Raw genomic sequence first — 20,947 nt, 5'->3', positions numbered from 1 at the left:
TTAAGGTGAGAAGAGCGCGTGCAAGTCAAGCAAGCCGAGACGTGATGACGACGCAAGGCGCACCAGCGCAATTCGATGGTGCTCGGGCGCACCCGCACGGTAGTATGGCGCCAATATTCCTTCGAAAGAAAATCCGGGAGCGCACGATGGAGCTGAAATTCTCAAAGGTGGAACGCAAGGGTCCGATCACGATCGTTACGCTGTCGCGGCCTGAGGTCTACAACGCGCTGCACACCGACGCGCATTTCGAGCTGCAGAAAGTATTCGACGATTTCTCTGCCGATCCCGAACAGTGGATCGCGATCGTCACAGGCGCCGGCGACAAGGCGTTCTGCGCCGGCAACGACCTGAAGTGGCAGGCGGCCGGTGGCAAGCGCGGCTGGGACAAGGGCGGCTTTGCCGGCCTGACCTCGCGCTTCGACTGCGACAAGCCGATCATCGCCGCCGTGAACGGCGTGGCCATGGGCGGCGGCTTCGAGATTGCGCTAGCCTGCGACCTCATCATTGCCGCGGAGAACGCGACCTTCGCCCTGCCCGAGCCACGCGTTGGCCTGGCCGCACTTGCCGGCGGACTGCACCGCCTGCCGCGCCAGATCGGCCTGAAACGCGCCATGGGCATGATCCTTACCGCGCGCCATGTCAGCGCCAAGGAAGGTTTTGAGCTCGGTTTCGTCAACGAGGTGGTGCCGCAGGGCGAGGCGCTCGCGGGCGCGCTGCGCTGGGCCGAGATGATCGCCAAGAACTCGCCGATGTCGATCCGGGCCTCCAAGCAGGCGATCCAGAAGGGGCTCGCCGTTTCGCTGGAGCAGGCCATCGCGGAGCAGCGGGAGTATCCGGCGGTGCAGGCGATGGTGGCCTCGCAGGATTATATCGAGGGCCCAAAGGCGTTTGCGGAGAAGCGGCCGCCGAAATGGGTGGGGAAGTAGAAGGTGTACCGTCACGACGTCGAGCGCGCCCAACATCACCGGTGTCATGCCCCGGCTCGACCGGGGCATCCAGTACGCCGCGGCTTCTACGTGGCTCACTGCCGTCTCTGGAATACTGGATCGCCCGGTCAAGCCGGGCGATGACAGCAGAAAATGTGGCGCTGCCTACTCGCCCCGCTCCAGCTCCCGCTTGTACGAGGCGTAGTTCGGCTGATCGACGGCGAGCTTGTCCAGCGTGGTCGCCCAGAGATGCTCGGCGAGTCCGGGCGTTGTGAGGTCAATCTCGCCTTTCGCTATTCGCTCGGCGAGCGCGCGGTTGAGCTCGGTGACCGTTCCGTCCATGCCGAGCAGCGCGCGCAGGCGCTCCACCTCCTTCGCGTCACTCCCCTCCTCCTGCGTCAGCTGCCGCGTCACGAGATCGAGGATGTTGATGGCGACGCGCAGCTTGAAGGCCTGATGGCCGGAGATCAGCGGCGCGATGTCGCTGCGGAGGAAGTCGGCGACTGCTTTCGTCAGCTCGATCGGCGTCGGTTCGTCCTGCATGCGTCAGCTCCCGCGCGGCGCCAGGAGCCGCAACAGATCGATCTCGGTCTCGGAGGCGCGACGGCCGATCATGGCGCGCTCCATGGAATGGTCGGGCCCTTCGCGAAAACGCTGCATCATGCCGCCGCACATGATGCCCCAGCGCAGTGTTCCCATCACTTCCCAGAATTTGACGCGCGCTGGATCAACCTTGCGGCCCGCGGCCTCGTAGCCCGCGAACAGCTCCTCGCGCGAGCCAAAGCCGCCGACCGGCTTGTCGATCTCGCCAAAACGCCAGGAGTTGACGCAGACCCAGCCGAGATCCTCCATGGGATCGCCGAGATGAGCGAGCTCCCAGTCGAGCACCGCGCGAACGCCATCCGCGCCGATGATGAGATTGCCGTTGCGGAAGTCGCCGTGCACCAGCGTCGTCTCGGCCGCAGGACCGGGATCGTGGTCACGCAGCCAGCGCAACGCCAGCTCGAACACAGGCTTGGGCCAGTTCAGGCTGCGATAGTCGCGTTCGAACTCGGCGATCTCCTGGGTCGCGCCGCGGCTGCGCAGCGCCGGCAGCTTGTCTTTTGGCAGTCGATGCAGGCCAGCGAGAATGCCACCGATCTGCCGTGCGAGATGCGGCCGCGCCGCCGCGTACTCCTCATCGCGCAGAATCTTGCGCGCGATGGTCTCGCCCTCGACCCGCTGCATGATGAAGCCGGTGCCGAGATCGTCCTCCGGCGTCAGCACATGCATCACGCGCGGCGACGGCACGCCGGCCTCAAACGCGAGCTGCATCAGCTGCGCTTCAGCGGCAAGACCGGCCGCACGCGACGGCGCCGCGCCATAGCCCTTCGGTGAGCGACGCAGGATCGCGCCGATCGGCCCATCGGGATGCACGATGTCGAAGCGCCAGGTTTCCTGGCTGGCGCCGCCGGACAGTTTTGCGGCGCCTGTGACGCCGGTTGCCCCCTTGCACCAGCGCTTGACGCTGCGCGAAAGCTCCGTCTCGATCATTTGCCCTTGAACTGCGCGGGACGCTTCTCCAGGAATGCGCCGACGCCCTCGCGAAAATCCTGGGTGTCGCCGGCGCGAAGCTGGCACTGGAATTCGAGGTTGAGCTGATCCTCGAAGGAACTTTCGGGGCTGTCCCAATAGAGCTTGCGGATCAGCGACAGTGCGACCGTCGGCCCGCTGGCGAGCTCGCGCGCGAGCTTCATCGCCTCCTCCATCAGCACGCCGTCGTCGTAGACGCGGTTGACCAGGCCCCATTCCAGCGCCTTCTCGGCCGGCAGCCGCTCGCCCATCAGCGACAATTCGATCGAGCGCGCGCGGCCGACGAGCCGCGGCAAGAGCCAGGTCGAGCCGCAATCCGGCACGAGGCCGATGCGGCGGAAGGCCTGCAGGAAATAGGCCGAGCGCGCGCACAGGATCATGTCGCCGAGCAGCGCGAAGCTCATGCCGGCGCCGGCGGCGGGACCGTTGACCGCGGTCACGATCGGGCAGTGCAGATTGCGGATGCGGCGCAGGAAGGGGTGAAAGCCGGTCTCCAACGTCAGGCCGGCCTTGGTCTTCTTCGATTGATTGTTGCGGCCCTGGAGATTGGCGCCGGTGCAGAACGCGCGGCCCGCGCCGGTCAGCACCACGCAGCGCACCTCGTCCCTCTTCTCCTCGATCGCATCGAGTGCTTCGGCGAGGCCGCCCAGCATGTCCACGGAGACCGCGTTCATCACCTCCTGATGGTCGAGCTTGAGGATCGCGACCGATCCATCGAAATCGAGCGTGACGTGTTTGAACTGCATGGTTTCCTCATCAGTTGCGCCTGCGTCAGTTTCGCAGACCGGAATTCATTTTGCCGGGGCGCATATTTGATTTTTGTCGCGACCTTGTCCATGGTGATCGGAGCATAGCAAGCAATCTTGTGCGCAGCGGCTGATGGGCCGCAGACCAAGAAACAGGAAACGCGCCATGAACATTTTCGACCTCTCCGGCCGCGTCGCCGTGATCACCGGCGGCAATGGCGGCATCGGGCTCGGCATTGCACAGGCGCTTGCCGGCCAGGGTTGCAACGTCTCGATCTGGGGCCGCAATCCCGACAAGAACAAGGCTGCTGCCGCGAACCTGGCCGGTCTTTCCGGCAAGGTCGATACCCGCGTCTGCGACGTCACCGACCGGGCCTCGGTCAATGCCGCGCTGAAGGCGACGCTCGATACCTTCGGCCGGGTCGACGGCTGCTTCGCCAATGCCGGCATCGGCGGCGGCGGCCGGCGCTCCTTCATCGAGCGCACCGAGGAGGAATGGCGCACGATGTTTGCGACCAACCTCGATGGCGTGTTCCACGCGTTCCAGGCCGCGGCGAAGCACATGACGGATCGCGCCAATGCCGGCGATGCCTTTGGCCGACTGGTTGCGACCTCGAGCCTCGCCTCGATCTTCGGCACCGCGCGCAACGAGCACTATGCCGCGACCAAGGCCGCGATCAACGCGCTGGTGCGCGCGCTCGGCGTCGAGCTGGCGCGTTACGGGGTCACCGCAAACGCGATCCTGCCCGGCTGGATCAAGAGCGACATGACCGCAGGGCTCATGGCCAACGACAAGTTCGTCGCCAACGTCATGCCGCGGATTCCGCAGCGCCGCTTCGGCGAGGCATCTGACTTCGGTGGCATCGCGGTGTACCTGATGAGCAAGGCGTCGTCCTATCACACAGCGGATACGTTCGTCATCGACGGCGGCTATACGGCGTTTTGAGATTTCGTGGCCCGGATGGAGCGCAGCGCAATCCGGGACCGGCGTAACGTGAGGCAAGACCCCGGATTTCGCTACGCTCCATCCGGGCTACAAATTCTGAGGGAACGGGCAAATGTTTTCACACGTCATGATCGGCACCAACGACCTGGACAAGGCCAAGGCGTTCTACGACCAGCTGCTCGGCACGCTCGAGGTGCGGCCAGCCAGAGGCGACGGCCATCGCATCTTCTACATCACCAAGACCGGCGTCTTCTCGGTGTCGAAGCCGATCAACGGCGAGCCGGCGACCTGCGCGAATGGCGGCACGATCGGCTTTGCCTGCAATTCGCCAGAGCAGGTAGATCAATGGCACGCAGCGGGCGTCGCGGCTGGCGCGAAATCTATCGAGGATCCGCCCGGCATTCGCCAGGGCCCGGGCGGCAAGCTCTATCTCGCCTATCTGCGCGACCTCGACGGCAACAAGATCTGCGCGATGCATCGGATGCCGGCGTGAGCTAGCCACACCCACAGCTGTCATGCCCCGGCTTGCCGCCTTCGCTAAAGCTCCGGCGCGCCGAGCACTCTTGCCCCGGCGTAGCCTTGGCGAAGACGGGACCGGGGCATCCAGTACGCCGCGGCTTCTCGATTCATCACTGCGGTCTCTGGAATACTGGATCGCCCGATCAAGTCGGGCGATGACCGCGGAGAGTGAGGCGCGCGCCTGCCGCCCCCCACACCATTCAAACAACATTTCAAACGGCCTCGCGATATTCCATCGCATGGCATGGCCCTACGTGAAAAATGCGCGCTCGCACTTTCGCAACGCTGCGACTATTCTTGCCCCAGCATGATCTCAGCGTCCCCGGGAGGAACAATGACAAAACACACCTACATTCCCCGCACCACCAATTACACCCTCAATCCCGGCGACGAGCTCAACGATCTCCGCATGTCGGATCAGGTCCGGCCGCTCTACGATCACGTCAAGAAATTCATCCGCGACACCGTCGAGCCGATGTCGATCGAGTTCGCCAAGGCAGGAGAAGGCAAGGAGGATCGCTGGAGTTTTACGCCGAAGCAGCTCGAGGTGCTGGAGAAGGCCAAGAACAAGGCCAAGCAGGAAGGCCTCTGGAACTTCTTCCTGCCCGATGACGAAACCGGCCAGGGCCTGAAGAATCTCGACTATGCCTATATCGCAGCCGAGCTCGGCAAGAGCCCGCTGGCGTCCGAGACCATGAACTGCTCGGCGCCGGATACCGGCAACATGGAGGTGCTGGAGCGCGTCGGCACCAAGGAGCAGAAGGAGAAGTGGCTGAAGCCGCTGCTCAACGGCGAGATCCGCTCGGCCTATGTCATGACCGAGCCGAACGTCGCCTCCTCCGATGCCAAGAACATCTCGACCACGGCAAAGCTCGTCGGCGACGAATGGGTCATCAACGGCGAGAAGTACTACATCTCAGGTCTCGGCGATCCCCGCTGCAAGATCCTCATCGTGATGGTGAAGACCAATCCCGATGCACCGCCGAGCAAGCAGCAGTCGCAGATCCTGGTGCCGCGCGACACGCCCGGCGTCGAGGTGCTCGGCCCCATGTACGTGTTCGGCCAGGACCACGCGCCGCGCGGCCACATGCACATGCGCTTCAACAATGTCCGCGTGCCGAAGGAGAACATCCTGCTCGGTGAAGGCCGCGGCTTCGAGATCTCGCAGCTCCGCCTCGGACCGGGCCGCATCCATCACTGCATGCGCACCATCGGCAAGGCCGAGAAGGCGCTCGACCTCATGGTGCAGCGAGGCCTCACCCGCGAAGCCTTCGGCAAGAAGATCGCCCATCTCGGCGGCAACATGCAGATCATCGCGCAGGCGCGCTGCGAAATCGAGGCGATGCGGCTGATGGTGCTGAAGGCCGCCAAGGCGATGGACGTGCTCGGCAACAAGGAAGCCCGCGTCTGGGTTTCCATGGTCAAGGCCATGGTGCCCGAGCGCGCCTGCAAGATCATCGACCAGGCCATCCAGATGCACGGCGCCACCGGCATCTCGCACTGGACCCCGCTCGCGGAGATGTATCAGGACGTGCGGCATCTGCGTTTTGCCGACGGTCCGGACGAGGTGCACTGGATGGTGGTGGGACGCCATGAGCTGAGCATGGCGTGAAGGTCTCTCCTCTCCCTCTCCCCGTTCTTACGGGGTCGCGACGAGCTTCGCTCGCGCTGAGAGGGTTGGGGTGAGGGGCCTCTCTCCACAGATGAGATGGCAGTGAGACCTGTACCCCCTCACCCGAATTCGATCTGCGATCGAATTCGACCTCCCCCCGCAAGCGGGGAGAGGTAAAGACGCTACGTCGCGGGCGCGAGCTTGTCCTGCGTCTTCGTTTCGAAATCGCTCGCGTCGTGACGCTCGTGCAGCTGGCTCGCGGGGTCGCCGGAGACACGGTTGACCATGCGGCCGCGCTTCACGGCCGGACGCTTGGCGATCTGGTCGGTCCAGCGCTGCACGTTCTTGTAGTCCTGCACCGAGAGGAATTCGCCGGCGCCATAGACCAGCCCCTTGGCGAGCGCGCCATACCAGGGCCACACCGCGATGTCGGCGATGGTGTACTCCTTGCCCGCGAGATATTCGTTGTCGGCGAGACGCCGGTCGAGCACGTCGAGCTGGCGCTTTGTCTCCATCGCGAAACGGTCGATGGCGTATTCGATCTTGGTCGGCGCATAGGCGTAGAAATGGCCGAAGCCGCCGCCGAGATAGGGCGCGCTGCCCATCTGCCAGAACAGCCAGGACATGGCTTCAGTACGGGTCTTGATGTCCTTCGGCAGGAAGGCGCCGAACTTCTCGGCGAGATAGAACAGGATCGAGCCGGACTCGAACACCCGGATCGGCTCCGGACCCGAGCGATCCATCAGCGCGGGGATTTTCGAGTTCGGATTGATATCGACAAAACCGCTGCCGAACTGGTCGCCATTGCCGATCCTGATCAGCCAGGCGTCGTACTCGGCCCCCTTGTGGCCGAGCGCCAGCAGTTCCTCCAGCATCACAGTGACCTTCACCCCGTTCGGCGTCCCCAGCGAATAGAGCTGGAGGGGGTGCTTGCCGACCGGCAGCTCCTTGTCGTGGGTGGGGCCGGCGATCGGGCGGTTGATGCTGGCGAACTGCCCGCCATTCTCCTTGTTCCAGGTCCAGACTTTGGGCGGCACGTAGGCGGGGGCGTCGGTCATGCGGGGGCTCCGGCGGAAAGATGCGTCTGCATTAATTAGCCCGCGGATGGCCGATGACAAGGGCGCCGAAATGCATTGTCGGACGGGCCAACTCTACTTTTTGTCATGGCACCCCCTCCCCGCCGTCATTCCGGGGCGCCCGCAGGGCGAGCCCGGAATGACGGCGTCACCGCCGCGACCTCGTCACTGATCCGCCAGGAGACGTCGGTGCTGCAGGCGTAATCGCACGACGTCTGCACGCAAGATGCGTCGTCGAATCCGGCATGGCATCGCAGGTGACGATCAGCTAGCGTCGTCTCGCATCGCTCCGAAGCCAACGAGAACGCGACGGTTGCCGCCGGGAGAGAGCCATGAAATCGCCGATCTGCGACATGCTGGGCATCGAATTCCCACTGCTCGCCTTCAGCCATTGCCGCGACGTCGTCGCTGCCGTCAGCCGTGCCGGCGGCTTCGGCGTGCTGGGCGCGACCGTGCACACGCCCGACACGCTCGAACGCGAACTGACATGGATCGACGATCACGTCGACGGCAAGCCCTACGGCATCGACGTGCTGATCCCCGAAAACATCTCGACCGCAGGCGAGAAGGACGTCACCTGGAAGAGCCTGGAAGCGCGCGTGCCGCAGGCGCACCGCGACTACACGCGCGATCTTCTGAAGAAATACGATATCGAGCTGACCGCCACTGAAGTGGCAGACAATCAACCGCAACCGTTCGATGCGAAGACCGCGCTTCAGCTGCTGGAGGTCTCCTTCAATCATCCGATCCGGCTGATCGCCAATGCGCTGGGCGTGCCGCCGAAGGCGATGATCGAGATGGGCAGGAAACACGGCGTCCCCGTTGCGGCACTGGTCGGCGCCAAGGAGCACGCGCTGCGCCAGGTCGCGGCCGGCATCGACATCCTCGTGGTGCAGGGCACCGAGGCCGGCGGCCATTGCGGCGAGGTCTCGACCATGGTGCTGGTGCCGGAGGTGATCAAGGCGATCAAGCCCATCCGCGACGTGCCGGTGCTGGCGGCCGGCGGCATCATGACCGGACGACAGATGGCGGCCTGCATGGCGATGGGCGCGGCCGGCGCCTGGACCGGCTCGGTGTGGCTCGCCACCGTCGAGGCCGAGACCACGGAGATCTTTCGCAAGAAGATGATCGCGGCCTCCTCGCGCGACGCGGTGCGCTCGAAAGGCCGCACCGGCAAACCGGCCCGGCAGCTCCGTTCGGTCTGGACCGATGCCTGGGACCGCGCGCCGGACAGCCCGGGCGCGCTGCCGATGCCGCTGCAAAGCATCATCAGCCGCGACGCCTTCCATTCCATCGACCGAGCTGCCGCAAGCGGCAACGCCAAGGCGCGCGATCTCGTCAGCTATTTCGTCGGCCAGGGTGTCGGCCTGATCGACAGCGTGAAGTCGGCGGGTGCCGTGGTGCAGGAGTTCAAGGAAGATTTTGCCGAAGCCGTCGAGCACATGAATGCGCTGGTGGCGGAGTAGTTGCTGTGGCCGGCGTGGTGTTCGCGGCCCATCCTTCGAGGCTCGCCCGACGGCGCGTTGCGCCGCCGGCCTCGCACCTCAGGATGACGCTTCCCCCGCAGCCGTCATCCTGAGGTGCCGTAGCGCAGCGAAGGCCTCGAAGGACGACGGCGTGCCCGAGACTGAAACGTGAAGCAAGAAGAAATGACCAATATTCCTGAAGACCGCATTCCCGTCATCGTCGGCATCGGCGAGATCGTCGACCGCCCCAAGGAGATCACGGAAGGCCTCGAGCCGCTCGATCTGCTCGAACAGGCGCTGCGGCGCGCCGAGGCCGATGCCGGTGCAAAGCTGCTCGGCGAGGTGCAGTCGCTCGACGTCGTCAACTTCCTGAGCTGGCGCTATCGCGATCCGGAGAAGCTTTTGGCACGGCGCCTCGGCATCTCGCCCGCGCATTGCTATTACGGCCCGGTCGGCGGCGAGAGCCCGATCCGCTACATCCACGAGGCGGCCAAGCGCATCGCGCGCGGGGAATGCGGCGTGGCGGCAGTCTGCGGCGCGGAGGCGCAGTCGACTGCGACCAAGGCGGAGCGTGCCGGCGTCAAGCTGCCATGGACCCCGTTCGCCCATGATGTCGAGGAGCCCAAGCGCGGCGCGGCGTTCCAGAAGCCCTTAGCGGTGAAGCTCGGCGTATTTCGTCCCGTCACCGTCTATCCGTTCTATGAGGCGGCGTCTTCTGCGCAGTGGGGCCAGACGCCGCGCGAGGCAATGGCGGAGTCCGGCACGCTATGGTCGCGCTATTCGGAAGCCGCCGGGCAAAATCCCAATGCTTGGCTGAAGCGGCGCTATGCGCCCGAGGAGATCACGACGCCGACTGCCGATAACCGCCTGATCGCGTGGCCCTACAACAAGCTCATGGTTGCCAATCCCAGCGTCAATATGGGCGGCGCGCTGCTGCTCACCAGTCTTGCCAAGGCGCGGGCGGCCGGGATTGCCGAGGACAAACTGGTCTATCCGCTCGGCGGCGCCTCGGCGGAGGAGCCGCGCGACTATCTGCTGCGCGACCAGTTCTACGAGAGCCATCCGCAGAACGCGGTGCTGAAAGCGGTGACGGACCTCGCCGGGGGCGACGGCAGACAATTCGACGCGATCGAGCTCTACAGCTGTTTTCCGTGCGTGCCCAAGATGGCGCGGCGGACGCTGGGCTTAGGTGCCGATGTGCAGCCAACCATGACCGGCGGGCTCACCTTCTTCGGCGCTCCGCTCAACACCTACATGACGCATGCGGCCTGTGCGATGGTGCGGCGTGTGCGTGATGGCGCAAGGCTCGGCCTGCTCTATGGCCAGGGCGGCTTCGTCACCAAGCATCATGCGCTGGTGGTCTCGAAGACGCCACCGCGCGAGGCGCTGGCGCAGGAGACGAGCGTGCAAGGCGAGGCCGACCGCAACAAGCGCGCGGTCCCGGAGTTCGTGACGGAGGCAAACGGCAAGGGCAAGGTCGAGAGCTTTACGGTGCTCTACGGCCGCGGCGGCGATGTCGAGCACGGCGTGGTGATGCTGCGGACGCTGGATGATCGCCGCACGTTGGCGCGAATTCCGGCGAGCGATAGCGCGACGCTGGCGCATCTGCTCAACATGGATCGCACGCCGGTGGGTTCGTTCGGCGAGATCACGATGGCTGGGGATGGCGTGCCGGAGTGGCGGGTGGCGTAGCCGGCTCTCGTGTCCCGGACGCGGTGCGGTGCGAAGTGCCGCTCCGCAGAGCCGGGACGACCCAGACAGCAACGTATACCGCTAGGAGAGATGGGCCCCGGCTCAGCAGCGCATCATTTCATGCTGCGCTGCGTCCGGGGCACGAGACCGCCCTAGCTCTTCGGCGGCTGCTTCTCCGACGCGGTCGCCGGCTTGCCCTTGGCGCCGGCGCCGACGACGCGGACCGCATCACCGTCGGAAAGACCATCCGGCGGCGCCGTGATGATGCGATCGTCCGGCGCGATGCCTGAGGCGAGCTCGATCTCGCGGCCGAGGTCGCGGGCGATGGTCACGCTCTTGAACCGCACCTTGTCGTCCGCACCGACGGTCGCGACACGCAGGCCGCTGCCGTTGAAGATCAAGGCGCTGGCGGGAATGCTGAGCGGCGCGGCGTCACGCTGGAGGCTCAGTTTCACGCTGGCATAGCCGCCGGGCATCAGCTCGCCTGACGAATTGTCGAGCCCGAGCTGCATGCGCGTGGTGCCGGAGGCGACGTCGACGGCCTGCGAGGAGGCCTCCACCGTCGCCTGGAACGTCCGGTTTGGATATTCCGGCAGCGTGATGGTGGCCTTGGCGCCGATTTTGATCGCCGGCACGTAATTCTGGGGCACGTTGACGTAGACGCGCAGCTTGGTGATGTCGGAGATCACGAACATCGCCGGGCCTGAGCCGCCGCCGGCATTGATCAGCGCGCCGACATCGGTGTCGCGCGCGGTGACGACGCCGTCGAACGGCGCGGTGATCTTCTTGTAGCCGGCGAGCGCTTCCAGCCGCTCGACATTGGCCTTGCCCGAATTGACCGCGGCGTTCTTGTTGGAAAGGTCGGCGGTGCGCTCGTCGATCTCCTGCGCGGAGACGAAGTTGGAAGCGACCAGCGTCTTGCGCCGGTTGAGCGTTGCCTCCGACAATCTGGCGCTGGCCTGCTGGCTGGCGAGATCGGCGCGGGCCTGCAGCAGCTGCTGATCGAGATCGGGCGCCTCGATCTCCGCAATCACCTGACCTGCCCTGACGCGGGCACCGATGTCGGCACTCCAGCTCTTCAGGTAGCCCGACACGCGCGCGAAGATCGGCGCACGGTAGTAGGCTTCCAGCCGGCCCGGCAGATCGATGGTGGCGTTGAGGTCCTTGACGCTGGGCAGCGTCACCGCCACGCTGGGAACGGCCTGGTCGTCAGTCCATTCTTTCAGCTTGATGCCCTGCTCCTCGCGGGCCCTGATGCCGGTGCCGACGACAAGGCCTGCCGCAATCAGCGCCACCACGCCGAAGATGCCCAGTTTCCGGTGCGACACCGCCGAGCGGGATTCAGTGGGCGACATGCGGAGTCTCCAATGAGGCGGCGGCTTTGGCGCCTTGTTTCTTGTGGACCATGCTGAACACCACGGGAACGAACATCAGCGTGGCGAAGGTTGCAAAGATGAGGCCGCCGATCACGGCGCGGCCGAGCGGCGCATTCTGCTCGCCGCCCTCACCCAGCCCCAGCGCCATCGGCGCCATGCCGATGATCATGGCGAGCGCGGTCATCAGGACGGGGCGAAACCGGACGAAGCCGGCTTCGAGCGCAGCAGTGATGGGATCGCCGAGCTCCTCGTAGCGCTCGCGGGCGAAGGAGATCACCAGCACGCTGTTGGCAGTGGCAACGCCCATGCACATGATGGCGCCGGTGAGCGCCGGGACCGACAGCGTGGTCTCCGTCATGAACAGCATCCAGACGATACCGGCGAGCGCGGCCGGCAGCGCCGTGATGATCACGAACGGATCGGACCAGGACTGGAAGTTCACGACGATCAGGAAGTAGATCAGCACGACGGCTCCGAGCAGGCCGAACAGCAGACCGGTGAAGGCGCTGTTCATGGTCTGCACCTGGCCGAGCAATACCACGGAGGAGCCCTTCGGAACCTCTTTCGCAGTGTCGGCGATCAATTTTCGGATGTCGGCGGCGACCGCGCCGAGATCGCGGCCCGAAGTCGTCGCAAAGATCTGCACCATCGACTGGATGTCGTATTGCGACACCACCGCGCTGGAGGTCGAGCGCTTGATGTCGGATATGCCGCCGAGGATCGGCGACTGCGCATTGCCGGCTGCGGTGATCGGCAGCGTCTGCAGCGCGCTGAGCGAGTCGATCTGGTATTGCGGCGTCTGCATCACGATCGAATAGGACACGCCGTTGTCAGGATTGAGGTAGTAGGTCGGCGCGACCTGCGATGAACCGGCGAGATTGACCACGAGGCTGTTGGTGACATCGCGCTCGGTCAGGCCGACATATTGGGCGCGGGTGCGGTCGACGTCGATGTTGAAGGTCGGGTTGTTCGGCGACTGCTGGATGCGTGCGTCGGCAACGCCCGGAATCTTGCGGACCTTGGCCAGCAGGCTGTTGGCATAAGCGAAATTCGCGCTCAGATTGGGGCCGCGGATTTGCAGGTCGATCGGCGCCGGCGCGCCGAAATTCAGGATCTGGCTGACGATATCGGCCGGCAGGAACGCGAAGCTGACGCCGGGGAACAGGCGCGGCAGCTGCTCGCGCAGCACCTTCACGTGCTCTTCCGTCGGCTTGTGGCCTTCCTTCAACTTGATCTGGATGTCGCCGTCCTGCGGGCCGATCACGCCGGTGTTGTTGTAGGTCATGTTGATGCCGGAGATCGGCATCCCGATGTTGTCGGTCATGGTCTCGATCTCGCCCGGGATCAGCTTGCGCACTGCCTTCTGCACATCGGCGAGCTGGTTCGCGGTCTCCTCGACGCGGGTGCCTACTTGCGTGCGGACATGCATCAGGATGTTGCCGGCATCGACCGCCGGGAAGAAGTTGCGTCCCAGGAACGGCACCAGCGCGAAGGACGCGCCGACCACGCAGAGGAAGCCGATCACGAACACCGCGCGGTGCGCCAGCGCGAGAGCGAGCAAACCACGATAGCCGCCACGGATACGTTCGAACCGCGCTTCGAAGCCGCGCTGAAACCAGATGAAGGGATTGCGCGATTTCGGCGGTCCGCCTTCGTGATGGACGTGCGCTTGCAACAGATAGTTCGCCATGGTCGGCACCAGCGTGCGCGACAGGATGAACGACCAGATCATCGCGAACATCACGGCTTCCGCCATCGGCACGAACAGGAAGCGTGCCACGCCGGTGAGGAAGAACATCGGCACGAACACGATGCAGATGCACAGCAGCGAGACGAAGGCCGGCGTCACGATCTGGTTGGCGCCGTCGAGGATCGACTGCTCGACCGGCTTGCCCTGCTCCAGATGGTAGTTGATGTTCTCGATGGTGACGGTTGCGTCGTCGACAAGGATGCCGACCGCGAGCGCGAGACCGCCGAGCGTCATGATGTTGAGCGTCTCGCCGATCGCCGACAGCATGATGATGGCGCCGAGCACGGAGAGCGGGATCGACACCGCGATGATGATCGTCGAGCGCCAGCTGCCGAGGAACAACAGGATCATGACGCTGGTGAGCAGCGCCGCGATCACGCCCTCGAAGGCGACGCCTTGGATCGCGCCGCGGACGAACACCGACTGGTCGCCGATGAAGCCGATCTTCAGCGCATCCGGCATCTGATCCTTGACGTCGATGACCTTCTGCTTGATGCCGGCGATGATATCGAGCGTCGAGGTCGCGCCCGCCTTCAGCACCATCATCAGCACCGAGCGGTTGCCGTCGACATGGACGATGTTGGTCTGCGGCGGATTGCCGTCGCGCACGGTGGCGACGTCGCGCACATAGACCATGGCGCCGTTGACGGTCTTGATCGGCAGATTGCCGAGCTCGTCGATCCGGAGCGGCGAGTTGTTGAGCTGAATGTTGTATTCGAACTGACCGATCTTCTGGGTGCCGACCGGCGTGATCAGGTTTTGCGCGGCGAGCGCATTGGCGACATCCTGGCCGGAGAGGCCGCGGGCCTGGAGCGCGGTGGGATCGAGGTCGATCTGGACCTGGCGCTGCTTGCCGCCGAAGGGGTAAGGGATCGCCGCGCCGGGCACGGTGACCAGCGGCGTGCGAAGCTGATTGATGCCGATATCGGCGAGGTTCTGCTCGGTGAGCCCCTCACCTGACAGCGCGACCTGGATGATCGGCACGGTGGACGCCGAGTAGTTCAGGATCAAGGGCGGCGTCGCGCCCGGCGGCATCTGCTTGAGCAGCGTCTGCGAGATCGCGGTCACCTGCGCGTTGGCGGTGCGGATGTCGACGTTGGGCTGGAAGAAGATCTTGATGATGCCGAAGCCGTTATAGGAATTGGCCGTGATGTGCTCGATGTCGTTGACGGTCGTCGTCAGCGCGCGCTGGAACGGCGTGGTGATGCGGCCAGACATCTGGTCCGGCGGCAGGCCGGTGTACTGCCAGACCACGCCGATCACGGGAATGCGAATGTCCGGGAAGATGTCGGTGGGCGTCCGCAGCGCCGCGAGCGGTCCGATGATCAGCAGCAGCAGCGCTAGCACGACGAACGTATAAGGTCGGCTCAGGGCAATACGGACCAGAGCAATCATGCGCCAGGCAGTTCCAGGTCAGGCAGAGATACGGAATCCGCCCCCACGGGGATCCTGTTTCCCCTTTACCTGAGCACCGCCGGAAACGCTAACCTCCGGCGGCCTTCACGCATTCACTTCCCTGCTACCGCACTGCGAAATCGACATCGCAGCCATGCGGCCAGACGTCTCACGCCGCGCGGACGTTGGTCAGGAAGTTGCTGACCTCGGTCTTCAGCCGGTTCGAGTCGTTGGACAGCATCTGCGCCGCCGACAGCACCTGCGAGGAGGCCGTGCCGGTCTCGGTCGCGCCGCGCTGCACGTCGGTGATGTTGGACGAGACCTGCTGGGTGCCCTGCGCCGCCTTCTGCACGTTGCGGGCGATTTCCTGCGTCGCCGCGCCCTGCTCTTCCACAGCCGCCGCAATCGCCGAGGAGATTTCCGACAGGCGCTCGATGGTCGAGGAGATCTCCTTGATCGCACCGACCGAATCGTTGGTCGCCGCCTGGATGCCGGAAATCTGCTGGCCGATTTCGCCGGTTGCCTTCGCGGTCTGCTCGGCCAGCGCCTTCACCTCGGAGGCGACGACAGCGAAGCCGCGACCGGCTTCGCCCGCACGCGCCGCCTCGATGGTGGCATTCAGTGCCAGGAGATTGGTCTGGCCGGCGATGGTGTTGATCAGCTCGACGACATCGCCGATGCGCGAGGCGGCCTTGGAAAGCTCGCTGACGCGCTCGGTGGTGGAACGCGCCTGGCCGACGGCATCGCCCGCCATCCGCGCCGATTCCTGCACCTGACGGCTGATCTCGCCGACCGAGGAGGCCATCTCCTCCGTCGCCGAGGCCACCGATTGCACGTTGGTCGAGGCTTCCTCCGAGGCGCCCGCCACTGTGGTCGCCAGTCGCTGCGAGCGGTCGGCGGTCGCAGTCAGGGTCGAGGCGGAGGCTTCGAGCTGGGTCGAGGCCGACGACACGGTCTGGACGATCTCCCCGATCATCGTTTCAAATTCGCGGGTGATGTTGTCGACGCGACGGCCACGCTCGATCTTGGCCTCGGCATCGGCCGCGGCGGCTACGTCCGCGGCCTTCTTGGCGATCAGCGCCTCCTTGAAGATCTGGAGCACGTCGGCCATGGCGCCGATCTCGGTCTTCTCGCCGCGATGGGGGACTTCGGCGGAGAGATCGCCCTTACCCAGCGCCTGCATCGGCTGGATGATCGAGTTGATGCCGCTGGAGATGTCCCGGACGAGATAGAAGCTGATACCGATACCGGCGATAACCGCGGCGCCGAGGATGATCGAGACCAACATGAATGCAAAGGAATAGCTGTCGGCCGCATCTTGCGCAGCTTGATCACCGCCCTTGGTATTAAGCTCGATGTCCCTGTTCAGGATCTCATCGGCCTTGAGCCCGATCTTGTTGACCTTGATGTTGAGCTCATGAGCCTCGTGCGGGACCTTGCCGGCTTCCTTGCGCGACAGCGCCATCACTTCCTGAGTACCCGCCTTGTACTCGTCCCAGACCTTGGACCATTCGTTGTAGAGCGCGCGCTCCTCCGGCGAGGTGATCATCGGCTCATACTTCTGGCGGAGCTTGGTGTTGGCTTCGACCATGGTCGCCAGCGTCTTCTCGTTCGTGAGCTTCTCTTCCAGCGTCTCGGCGAGCATGTGTTCGCGGATCACGTCGCGATAGGTAATCACCCCGGCTCGCAAGTTGCCAAGCACCCGCACGCTCGGCATCCAGCTCGTGGTGATGTCGACCGTGTTGGCGTTCATCGACCGCATCTTCATGACGGCGAGCAGGCCCATGCCAGCCATCGCAACCAGCAGGAACGCCACGACACTGATGATCTTGGCGCGGATGGAAATGGTGGCGAGCATAATCGGGTCTCTTTGTACTGGCGCGGGTGGCGCGTCCGGAAATTCTACGAATCAACCAAAGGGAGCAGCAACGACATCCAACACCAGAGCACCTGTGCAGATGTTAACTACGACTCCGTACGAGTACGGAGCCCGAAAGAAATGAACAGGCAGCTAAGAATGCTCTGCGCTCAGCGCATGAGCCTAAGCGCATCGGAGAAAAACTCTCCGCCGCCGAAATTTCCGGACTTCAGTGCGAGCAGCATGTCGCTGTCGGCGCCGACCGCGCGCAGCACCGGGACGCCCGCCGCGATCTCCACTCCTACGAGAAACCCAGGAATCTTCAACCGATCGACAACGGCCCCGGACGTCTCGCCGCCGGCAACGATCAGTCGCCGCACACCCGATTTTACGAGGTTTTCTGCAATATCGGCCATGGCCTGCTCGATCGCATGGCCGGCGGCGTCGCGACCGTGGCGCGCTTGCAGCGCGGCGACCTGATCGGGTGTCGAGCTCGATGCAATCAGCACCGGACCCTCGGCCAGTCGTGGTCTTGCCCAGTCCAGCGCGCGCTGCGCTTCGCCTGACCCCGCAATGATACGGTCTGGGTCGAGATGGAGCACCGGCATGATGCGTTCGGCGTTGGCGATCTGCTGAAGCGTCGCCTGCGAGCAGCTGCCGGCAAGACACGCCACCGATCCGCCGACCGCCGTGCCGGTTTCGCTGCTCGCCGCAGCCGTCTTGACCTTGCCCGTCGACACCAACGCGCGCGCGAGCCCAAGACCGATGCCGGAGGCGCCGACCGACAGCCGATGTTCGGCCGCGACGAGACCGATGATCTCGAGGTCGCGGTCGAACACGGCGTCGATGATCGCAGCGCCGATACCTTTGCCTGCGAGCTCGGCCAATCGCGCCCGGACCGCATCGGCGCCGCGCGTGACGGTGGCGAGATCGACGAGGCCGATCGGTGTCCTGCTCTGACGCGCCAGCACGCGCACCAGGTTGGAATCATGCATCGGGTTGAGCGGATGGTCCTTCAGCGGGCTCTCGTTGAGCGGCGCGGCGCCGACGAAGAGGTTGCCCTGATAGACGGTGCGGCCGGTCTCCGGAAACGCCGGCGTCACCAGAACGGCAGCCTCGCCGCAATCGGCGCGCAGCGCGTCCATGACGGGGCCGATATTGCCGGCGTCGGTGGAATCGAAGGTCGAGCAAATCTTGAACAACACGTGGCCTGCGCCGCGGCCGCGTAGCCACGCCTCCGCCGCGCGCGAGCGCGACACGGCAAGGCCCGCCTCGATCGAGCGGCTCTTCAGGGACACCACGACGGCGTCGACCTCGGGCAGCGCGAGATCGTCCGCGGGCACGCCGATGGTCTGCACGGTACGCAAGCCGGCGCGCGTCAACGTGTTGGCGAGATCGGAGGCGCCGGTATAGTCGTCGGCGATGCAGCCCAACGCAAGTGTCACGGCTTCACTCCAGCATAAGGCTTGAACCAGGCAAGGCCGTCGGTGGTCTTGCCGCGCGGATTGTATTCGCAGCCGACAAAGCCGGCATAGCCGAGCCGGTCGAGCTCTTCGAACAGGAACGGATAGTTCAGCTCCTCGCCGTCAGGCTCGTTGCGCGAGGGAATGCTGGCGATCTGGATGTGGCCGATGATCGGCATCATCTCGCGCAGCCGCATGGTGACGTCGCCATGGATGATCTGGCAGTGATAGATATCGAACTGGAGCTTCAGGTTCGCAAGTCGCAGCTCCTGGATCAGATCCCGCGCGAAGCCGAAATCGTTGAGGAAGTAGCCGGGCACGTTGCGGGCATTGATCGGCTCGAGCACGATATCGATGCCATGGGGTGCGAAGAATTCCGCGGCCCAGGCCACCGATTTGTAGAACGCCTCGATCGCAACGCGCTCGCCGCGGTTGGCGATGCCGGCCATCAGGTGCAGCCGCTTGACGCCGGTCGCCTTGGCGTAAGGCAGCGCTGTCTCCAGGCTCGCCTTGAGATCATTGAACCGCGCCGGGAGCGCCGCAAAGCCCTTCTCGCCGGCATTCCAGTCGCCCGGCGGCAGGTTGAACAGCGCCTGCGTCAGTCCGTTACGCTTGAGCCGCTCGCCGACCGCCTCGGCCGGATGCTCGTAAGGAAAAAGGAACTCAACGGCGGTGAAGCCCGCTTGCGCGGCGGCATCGAAGCGGTCGAGGAATGGCACCTCGGTGAACATCATCGAGAGATTGGCGGCGAAACGGGGCATCAGAGTTCCTCTTGCTTACTTGTCGCCGGGCAGCTTGACGCCGGTGACCTGCGCATACATGCGCGCAACCGACGCGTCGTCGTCGCGGCCCATGCCGGCGGCTGATGTCATCAGGAACATCTGGAGCGCGGCGGCGGAGACCGGCACCGGGAATCGGGCACTGCGCGCCATGTCCTGGATAATGCCGAGGTCCTTGACGAATATCTCCACCGCGCTTCGCGGTGTGTAATCGCCGTCGAGCACGTGCGGCATGCGGTTTTCGAACATCCAGGAATTGCCGGCGGACGCCGTGATCACCTCATAGACCTTGCGGATGTCGAGGCCCTGCTTGGCGGCGAACGCGATGGCTTCGCTGGCGGCAGCGATGTGCACGCCGGCGAGAAGCTGGTTGATCATCTTGAACGCCGCACCCTGCCCGGCGGCATCGCCGAGCTCGTAAAGCTTTGCCGCCATGGCATCGAGCGCGGGCCGCGCCTTGGCAAAAGCGGCGGGACTGCCGGAGGCAAGGATCGTCAGCTCGCCTTGCGCAGCGCGCTGCGCCCCGCCCGAGATCGGCGCATCCAGATAGTGCCGGCCGGTCGCCTCCAGCTGCTTGGCGAGGCGCCGCGCCACGTCGGGATCCATGGTGGCCGAGGATATGAAGACGCTGTCCTTCGGCATGGTCTCGGCGGCACCATCCTTGCCGAACAGGATCGCCTCGGTCTGCGCCGCATTGACGACGACGCTCACGACGATGTCGGCGTCCTTGGCCGCCTCGGCCGGCGTTTTGGCGCCGGCGCCGCCATCCTTGACGAACCGCGCCACAGCGTCCGCCGAAACGTCGCAGCCGGTGACGGCATGGCCGGCGCGTCTCAGCGAGGTCGCCATGCCAAAACCCATCGAGCCGAGCCCGACGACGGCGATACGCTGATTTTGTGACGTGGAGGCGGACATGCAATTAACCCTTGAACGTTTCCCGAATAGCCGCCCTTTGCGGCAGCTTGGCAACCGAATAACACGGCTTGGCCGCGCTGCCAAAGCATGAGACAAGCAGGCATGACGGCCATGAGCAACGAGACATTGCTGCGCGAGGATATCTGCCGCTTCGGACGGTCCCTGTTCGAGCGCGGGCTGACGCCGGGATCCTCCGGCAATATCAGCGTCAAGCTGGACGATGGCGGCTGGCTGGTGACGCCGACCAACGCCTCGCTCGGCTTCCTCGACCCCGCGAAGCTGTCGCGGCTGGATAGCCAGGGCCGGTTGGTCTCGGGCGACGCGCCGACCAAGGAAGTTCCGCTGCACAATGCGCTTTATGACACGCGTGGGAGTGCGCGGGCCATCGTGCATCTGCACTCCACGCATTCGGTCGCGCTCTCGATGCTCCCCGAGATCGACCCGCGCGCCGCGCTGCCGCCGATGACGGCCTATTACCTGATGAAATGCGGCGCCACCGCGCTCGTGCCCTATTACCGCCCCGGCGATCCCGCGGTCGCGGACGCGATCAAGGGGCTGGCGGGAAAGTACTCATCCGTGCTGCTCGCCAATCACGGCCCGGTCGTCGCCGGCGACACGCTGGAGGCGGCGGTGTTCGCCACGGAAGAGCTGGAGGAGACGGCGAAGCTGTACTTGCTGCTGCGCGGGACGAACCCGCGGTATCTGTCACCGGAGCAGGTGACGGATCTGGTCAAGGTGTTCGGGGTGACGTTGCCGGAGCATGGGCACGAGGATTAAGCCCCGCTCTACCCTCGTCATTGCGAGCGCAGCGAAGCAATCCAGAGTCTTTACGCCGAGGGATTCTGGATTGCTTCGC

General features: G+C 64.9%; 17 protein-coding genes. 7 read left to right on the top strand and 10 right to left on the bottom strand.

Going from position 1 to position 20,947, the window contains the following annotated elements; all coding sequences use genetic code 11:
• Positions 1-146: 146 nt before the first annotated feature.
• Complete coding sequence (locus tag YU9_RS0102050; RefSeq protein WP_027571281.1) at positions 147-926, top strand: enoyl-CoA hydratase-related protein; 780 nt, start codon at positions 147-149, stop codon at positions 924-926.
• 165 nt (positions 927-1,091) lie between these two features.
• On the opposite strand, the gene YU9_RS0102045 is transcribed toward YU9_RS0102050, so the two are convergent.
• The 3 genes from YU9_RS0102045 to YU9_RS0102035 are packed head-to-tail and all read right to left on the bottom strand — an operon-like array spanning position 1,092 to position 3,244.
• Positions 1,092-1,469 (bottom strand): DUF6285 domain-containing protein, encoded by a 378-nt coding sequence (locus YU9_RS0102045; RefSeq protein ID WP_027571280.1) that lies wholly within the window; start codon positions 1,467-1,469, stop codon positions 1,092-1,094.
• Positions 1,470-1,472: 3 nt separating this feature from the next.
• On the bottom strand, positions 1,473-2,459 hold the full coding sequence (locus YU9_RS0102040; protein WP_027571279.1) for a phosphotransferase family protein: 987 nt from the start codon (positions 2,457-2,459) through the stop codon (positions 1,473-1,475).
• On the bottom strand, positions 2,456-3,244 hold the full coding sequence (locus tag YU9_RS0102035; protein WP_027571278.1) for an enoyl-CoA hydratase/isomerase: 789 nt from the start codon (positions 3,242-3,244) through the stop codon (positions 2,456-2,458). Before YU9_RS0102035 ends, YU9_RS0102040 begins: the two co-directional genes overlap by 4 nt.
• A gap of 166 nt (positions 3,245-3,410) precedes the next feature.
• On the opposite strand from YU9_RS0102035, the gene YU9_RS0102030 reads away from it, so the two are divergent.
• From YU9_RS0102030 to YU9_RS0102020, 3 genes are all read left to right on the top strand, one after another.
• Positions 3,411-4,190: an SDR family NAD(P)-dependent oxidoreductase gene (locus YU9_RS0102030; RefSeq protein ID WP_027571277.1), complete on the top strand. Its 780-nt coding sequence runs from the start codon at positions 3,411-3,413 to the stop codon at positions 4,188-4,190.
• 112 nt (positions 4,191-4,302) lie between these two features.
• Entirely contained in the window at positions 4,303-4,683 is a 381-nt protein-coding gene (locus tag YU9_RS0102025) for a VOC family protein (protein ID WP_027571276.1), read from the top strand.
• A 360-nt stretch (positions 4,684-5,043) separates the two neighbouring features.
• Positions 5,044-6,321: an acyl-CoA dehydrogenase family protein gene (locus YU9_RS0102020; protein ID WP_027571275.1), complete on the top strand. Its 1,278-nt coding sequence runs from the start codon at positions 5,044-5,046 to the stop codon at positions 6,319-6,321.
• 182 nt (positions 6,322-6,503) lie between these two features.
• On the opposite strand, the gene yghU is transcribed toward YU9_RS0102020, so the two are convergent.
• Positions 6,504-7,379 carry a glutathione-dependent disulfide-bond oxidoreductase gene (yghU, locus tag YU9_RS0102015; protein WP_027571274.1) on the bottom strand — a complete coding sequence of 292 codons (876 nt, stop codon included), beginning with the start codon at positions 7,377-7,379 and terminating at the stop codon, positions 6,504-6,506.
• 350 nt (positions 7,380-7,729) lie between these two features.
• Between yghU and YU9_RS0102010 the strand changes: the two genes are divergently transcribed.
• Together YU9_RS0102010 and YU9_RS0102005 are read left to right on the top strand one after the other, a co-directional pair.
• Positions 7,730-8,863 carry a nitronate monooxygenase gene (locus YU9_RS0102010; protein ID WP_027571273.1) on the top strand — a complete coding sequence of 378 codons (1,134 nt, stop codon included), beginning with the start codon at positions 7,730-7,732 and terminating at the stop codon, positions 8,861-8,863.
• Between the two features lie 183 nt (positions 8,864-9,046).
• Positions 9,047-10,555, top strand: a complete 1,509-nt coding sequence (locus YU9_RS0102005) for an acetyl-CoA acetyltransferase (protein WP_027571272.1) — start codon at positions 9,047-9,049, stop codon at positions 10,553-10,555.
• 152 nt (positions 10,556-10,707) lie between these two features.
• On the opposite strand, the gene YU9_RS0102000 is transcribed toward YU9_RS0102005, so the two are convergent.
• The 6 genes from YU9_RS0102000 to ltnD all read right to left on the bottom strand — a co-directional run bounded on the left by YU9_RS0102000 (position 10,708) and on the right by ltnD (position 20,091).
• The gene (locus tag YU9_RS0102000) at positions 10,708-11,910 is read right to left on the bottom strand and encodes an efflux RND transporter periplasmic adaptor subunit (protein ID WP_027571271.1); all 1,203 of its coding nucleotides are present in this window, start codon (positions 11,908-11,910) and stop codon (positions 10,708-10,710) included.
• Positions 11,897-15,076, bottom strand: coding sequence for an efflux RND transporter permease subunit (locus YU9_RS0101995; protein WP_027571270.1), 3,180 nt, complete (start codon positions 15,074-15,076; stop codon positions 11,897-11,899). The genes YU9_RS0102000 and YU9_RS0101995 overlap by 14 nt, the downstream gene beginning before the upstream one ends.
• Before the next feature lie 169 nt (positions 15,077-15,245).
• Positions 15,246-16,934 carry a methyl-accepting chemotaxis protein gene (locus YU9_RS0101990; RefSeq protein ID WP_027571269.1) on the bottom strand — a complete coding sequence of 563 codons (1,689 nt, stop codon included), beginning with the start codon at positions 16,932-16,934 and terminating at the stop codon, positions 15,246-15,248.
• 170 nt (positions 16,935-17,104) lie between these two features.
• A complete protein-coding gene (otnK, locus tag YU9_RS0101985) occupies positions 17,105-18,379 on the bottom strand; it encodes a 3-oxo-tetronate kinase (protein WP_027571268.1) in 1,275 nt (424 codons plus the stop codon).
• Positions 18,376-19,158, bottom strand: a complete 783-nt coding sequence (gene otnI, locus YU9_RS0101980) for a 2-oxo-tetronate isomerase (protein WP_027571267.1) — start codon at positions 19,156-19,158, stop codon at positions 18,376-18,378. Before otnI ends, otnK begins: the two co-directional genes overlap by 4 nt.
• 15 nt (positions 19,159-19,173) lie before the next feature.
• The gene (ltnD, locus tag YU9_RS0101975; RefSeq protein WP_027571266.1) at positions 19,174-20,091 is read right to left on the bottom strand and encodes an L-threonate dehydrogenase; all 918 of its coding nucleotides are present in this window, start codon (positions 20,089-20,091) and stop codon (positions 19,174-19,176) included.
• A 102-nt stretch (positions 20,092-20,193) separates the two neighbouring features.
• On the opposite strand from ltnD, the gene YU9_RS0101970 reads away from it, so the two are divergent.
• The gene (locus YU9_RS0101970) at positions 20,194-20,868 is read left to right on the top strand and encodes an aldolase (protein ID WP_036016775.1); all 675 of its coding nucleotides are present in this window, start codon (positions 20,194-20,196) and stop codon (positions 20,866-20,868) included.
• The last annotated feature ends 79 nt before the right edge of the window (positions 20,869-20,947 follow it).

Source organism: Bradyrhizobium sp. WSM1743 (assembly GCF_000473065.1).
Classification (GTDB): Bacteria; Pseudomonadota; Alphaproteobacteria; order Rhizobiales; family Xanthobacteraceae; genus Bradyrhizobium.
The sequence above is the reverse complement of the archived record's forward strand: the minus strand, read 5'-3'. Positions and strand labels throughout refer to the sequence as shown.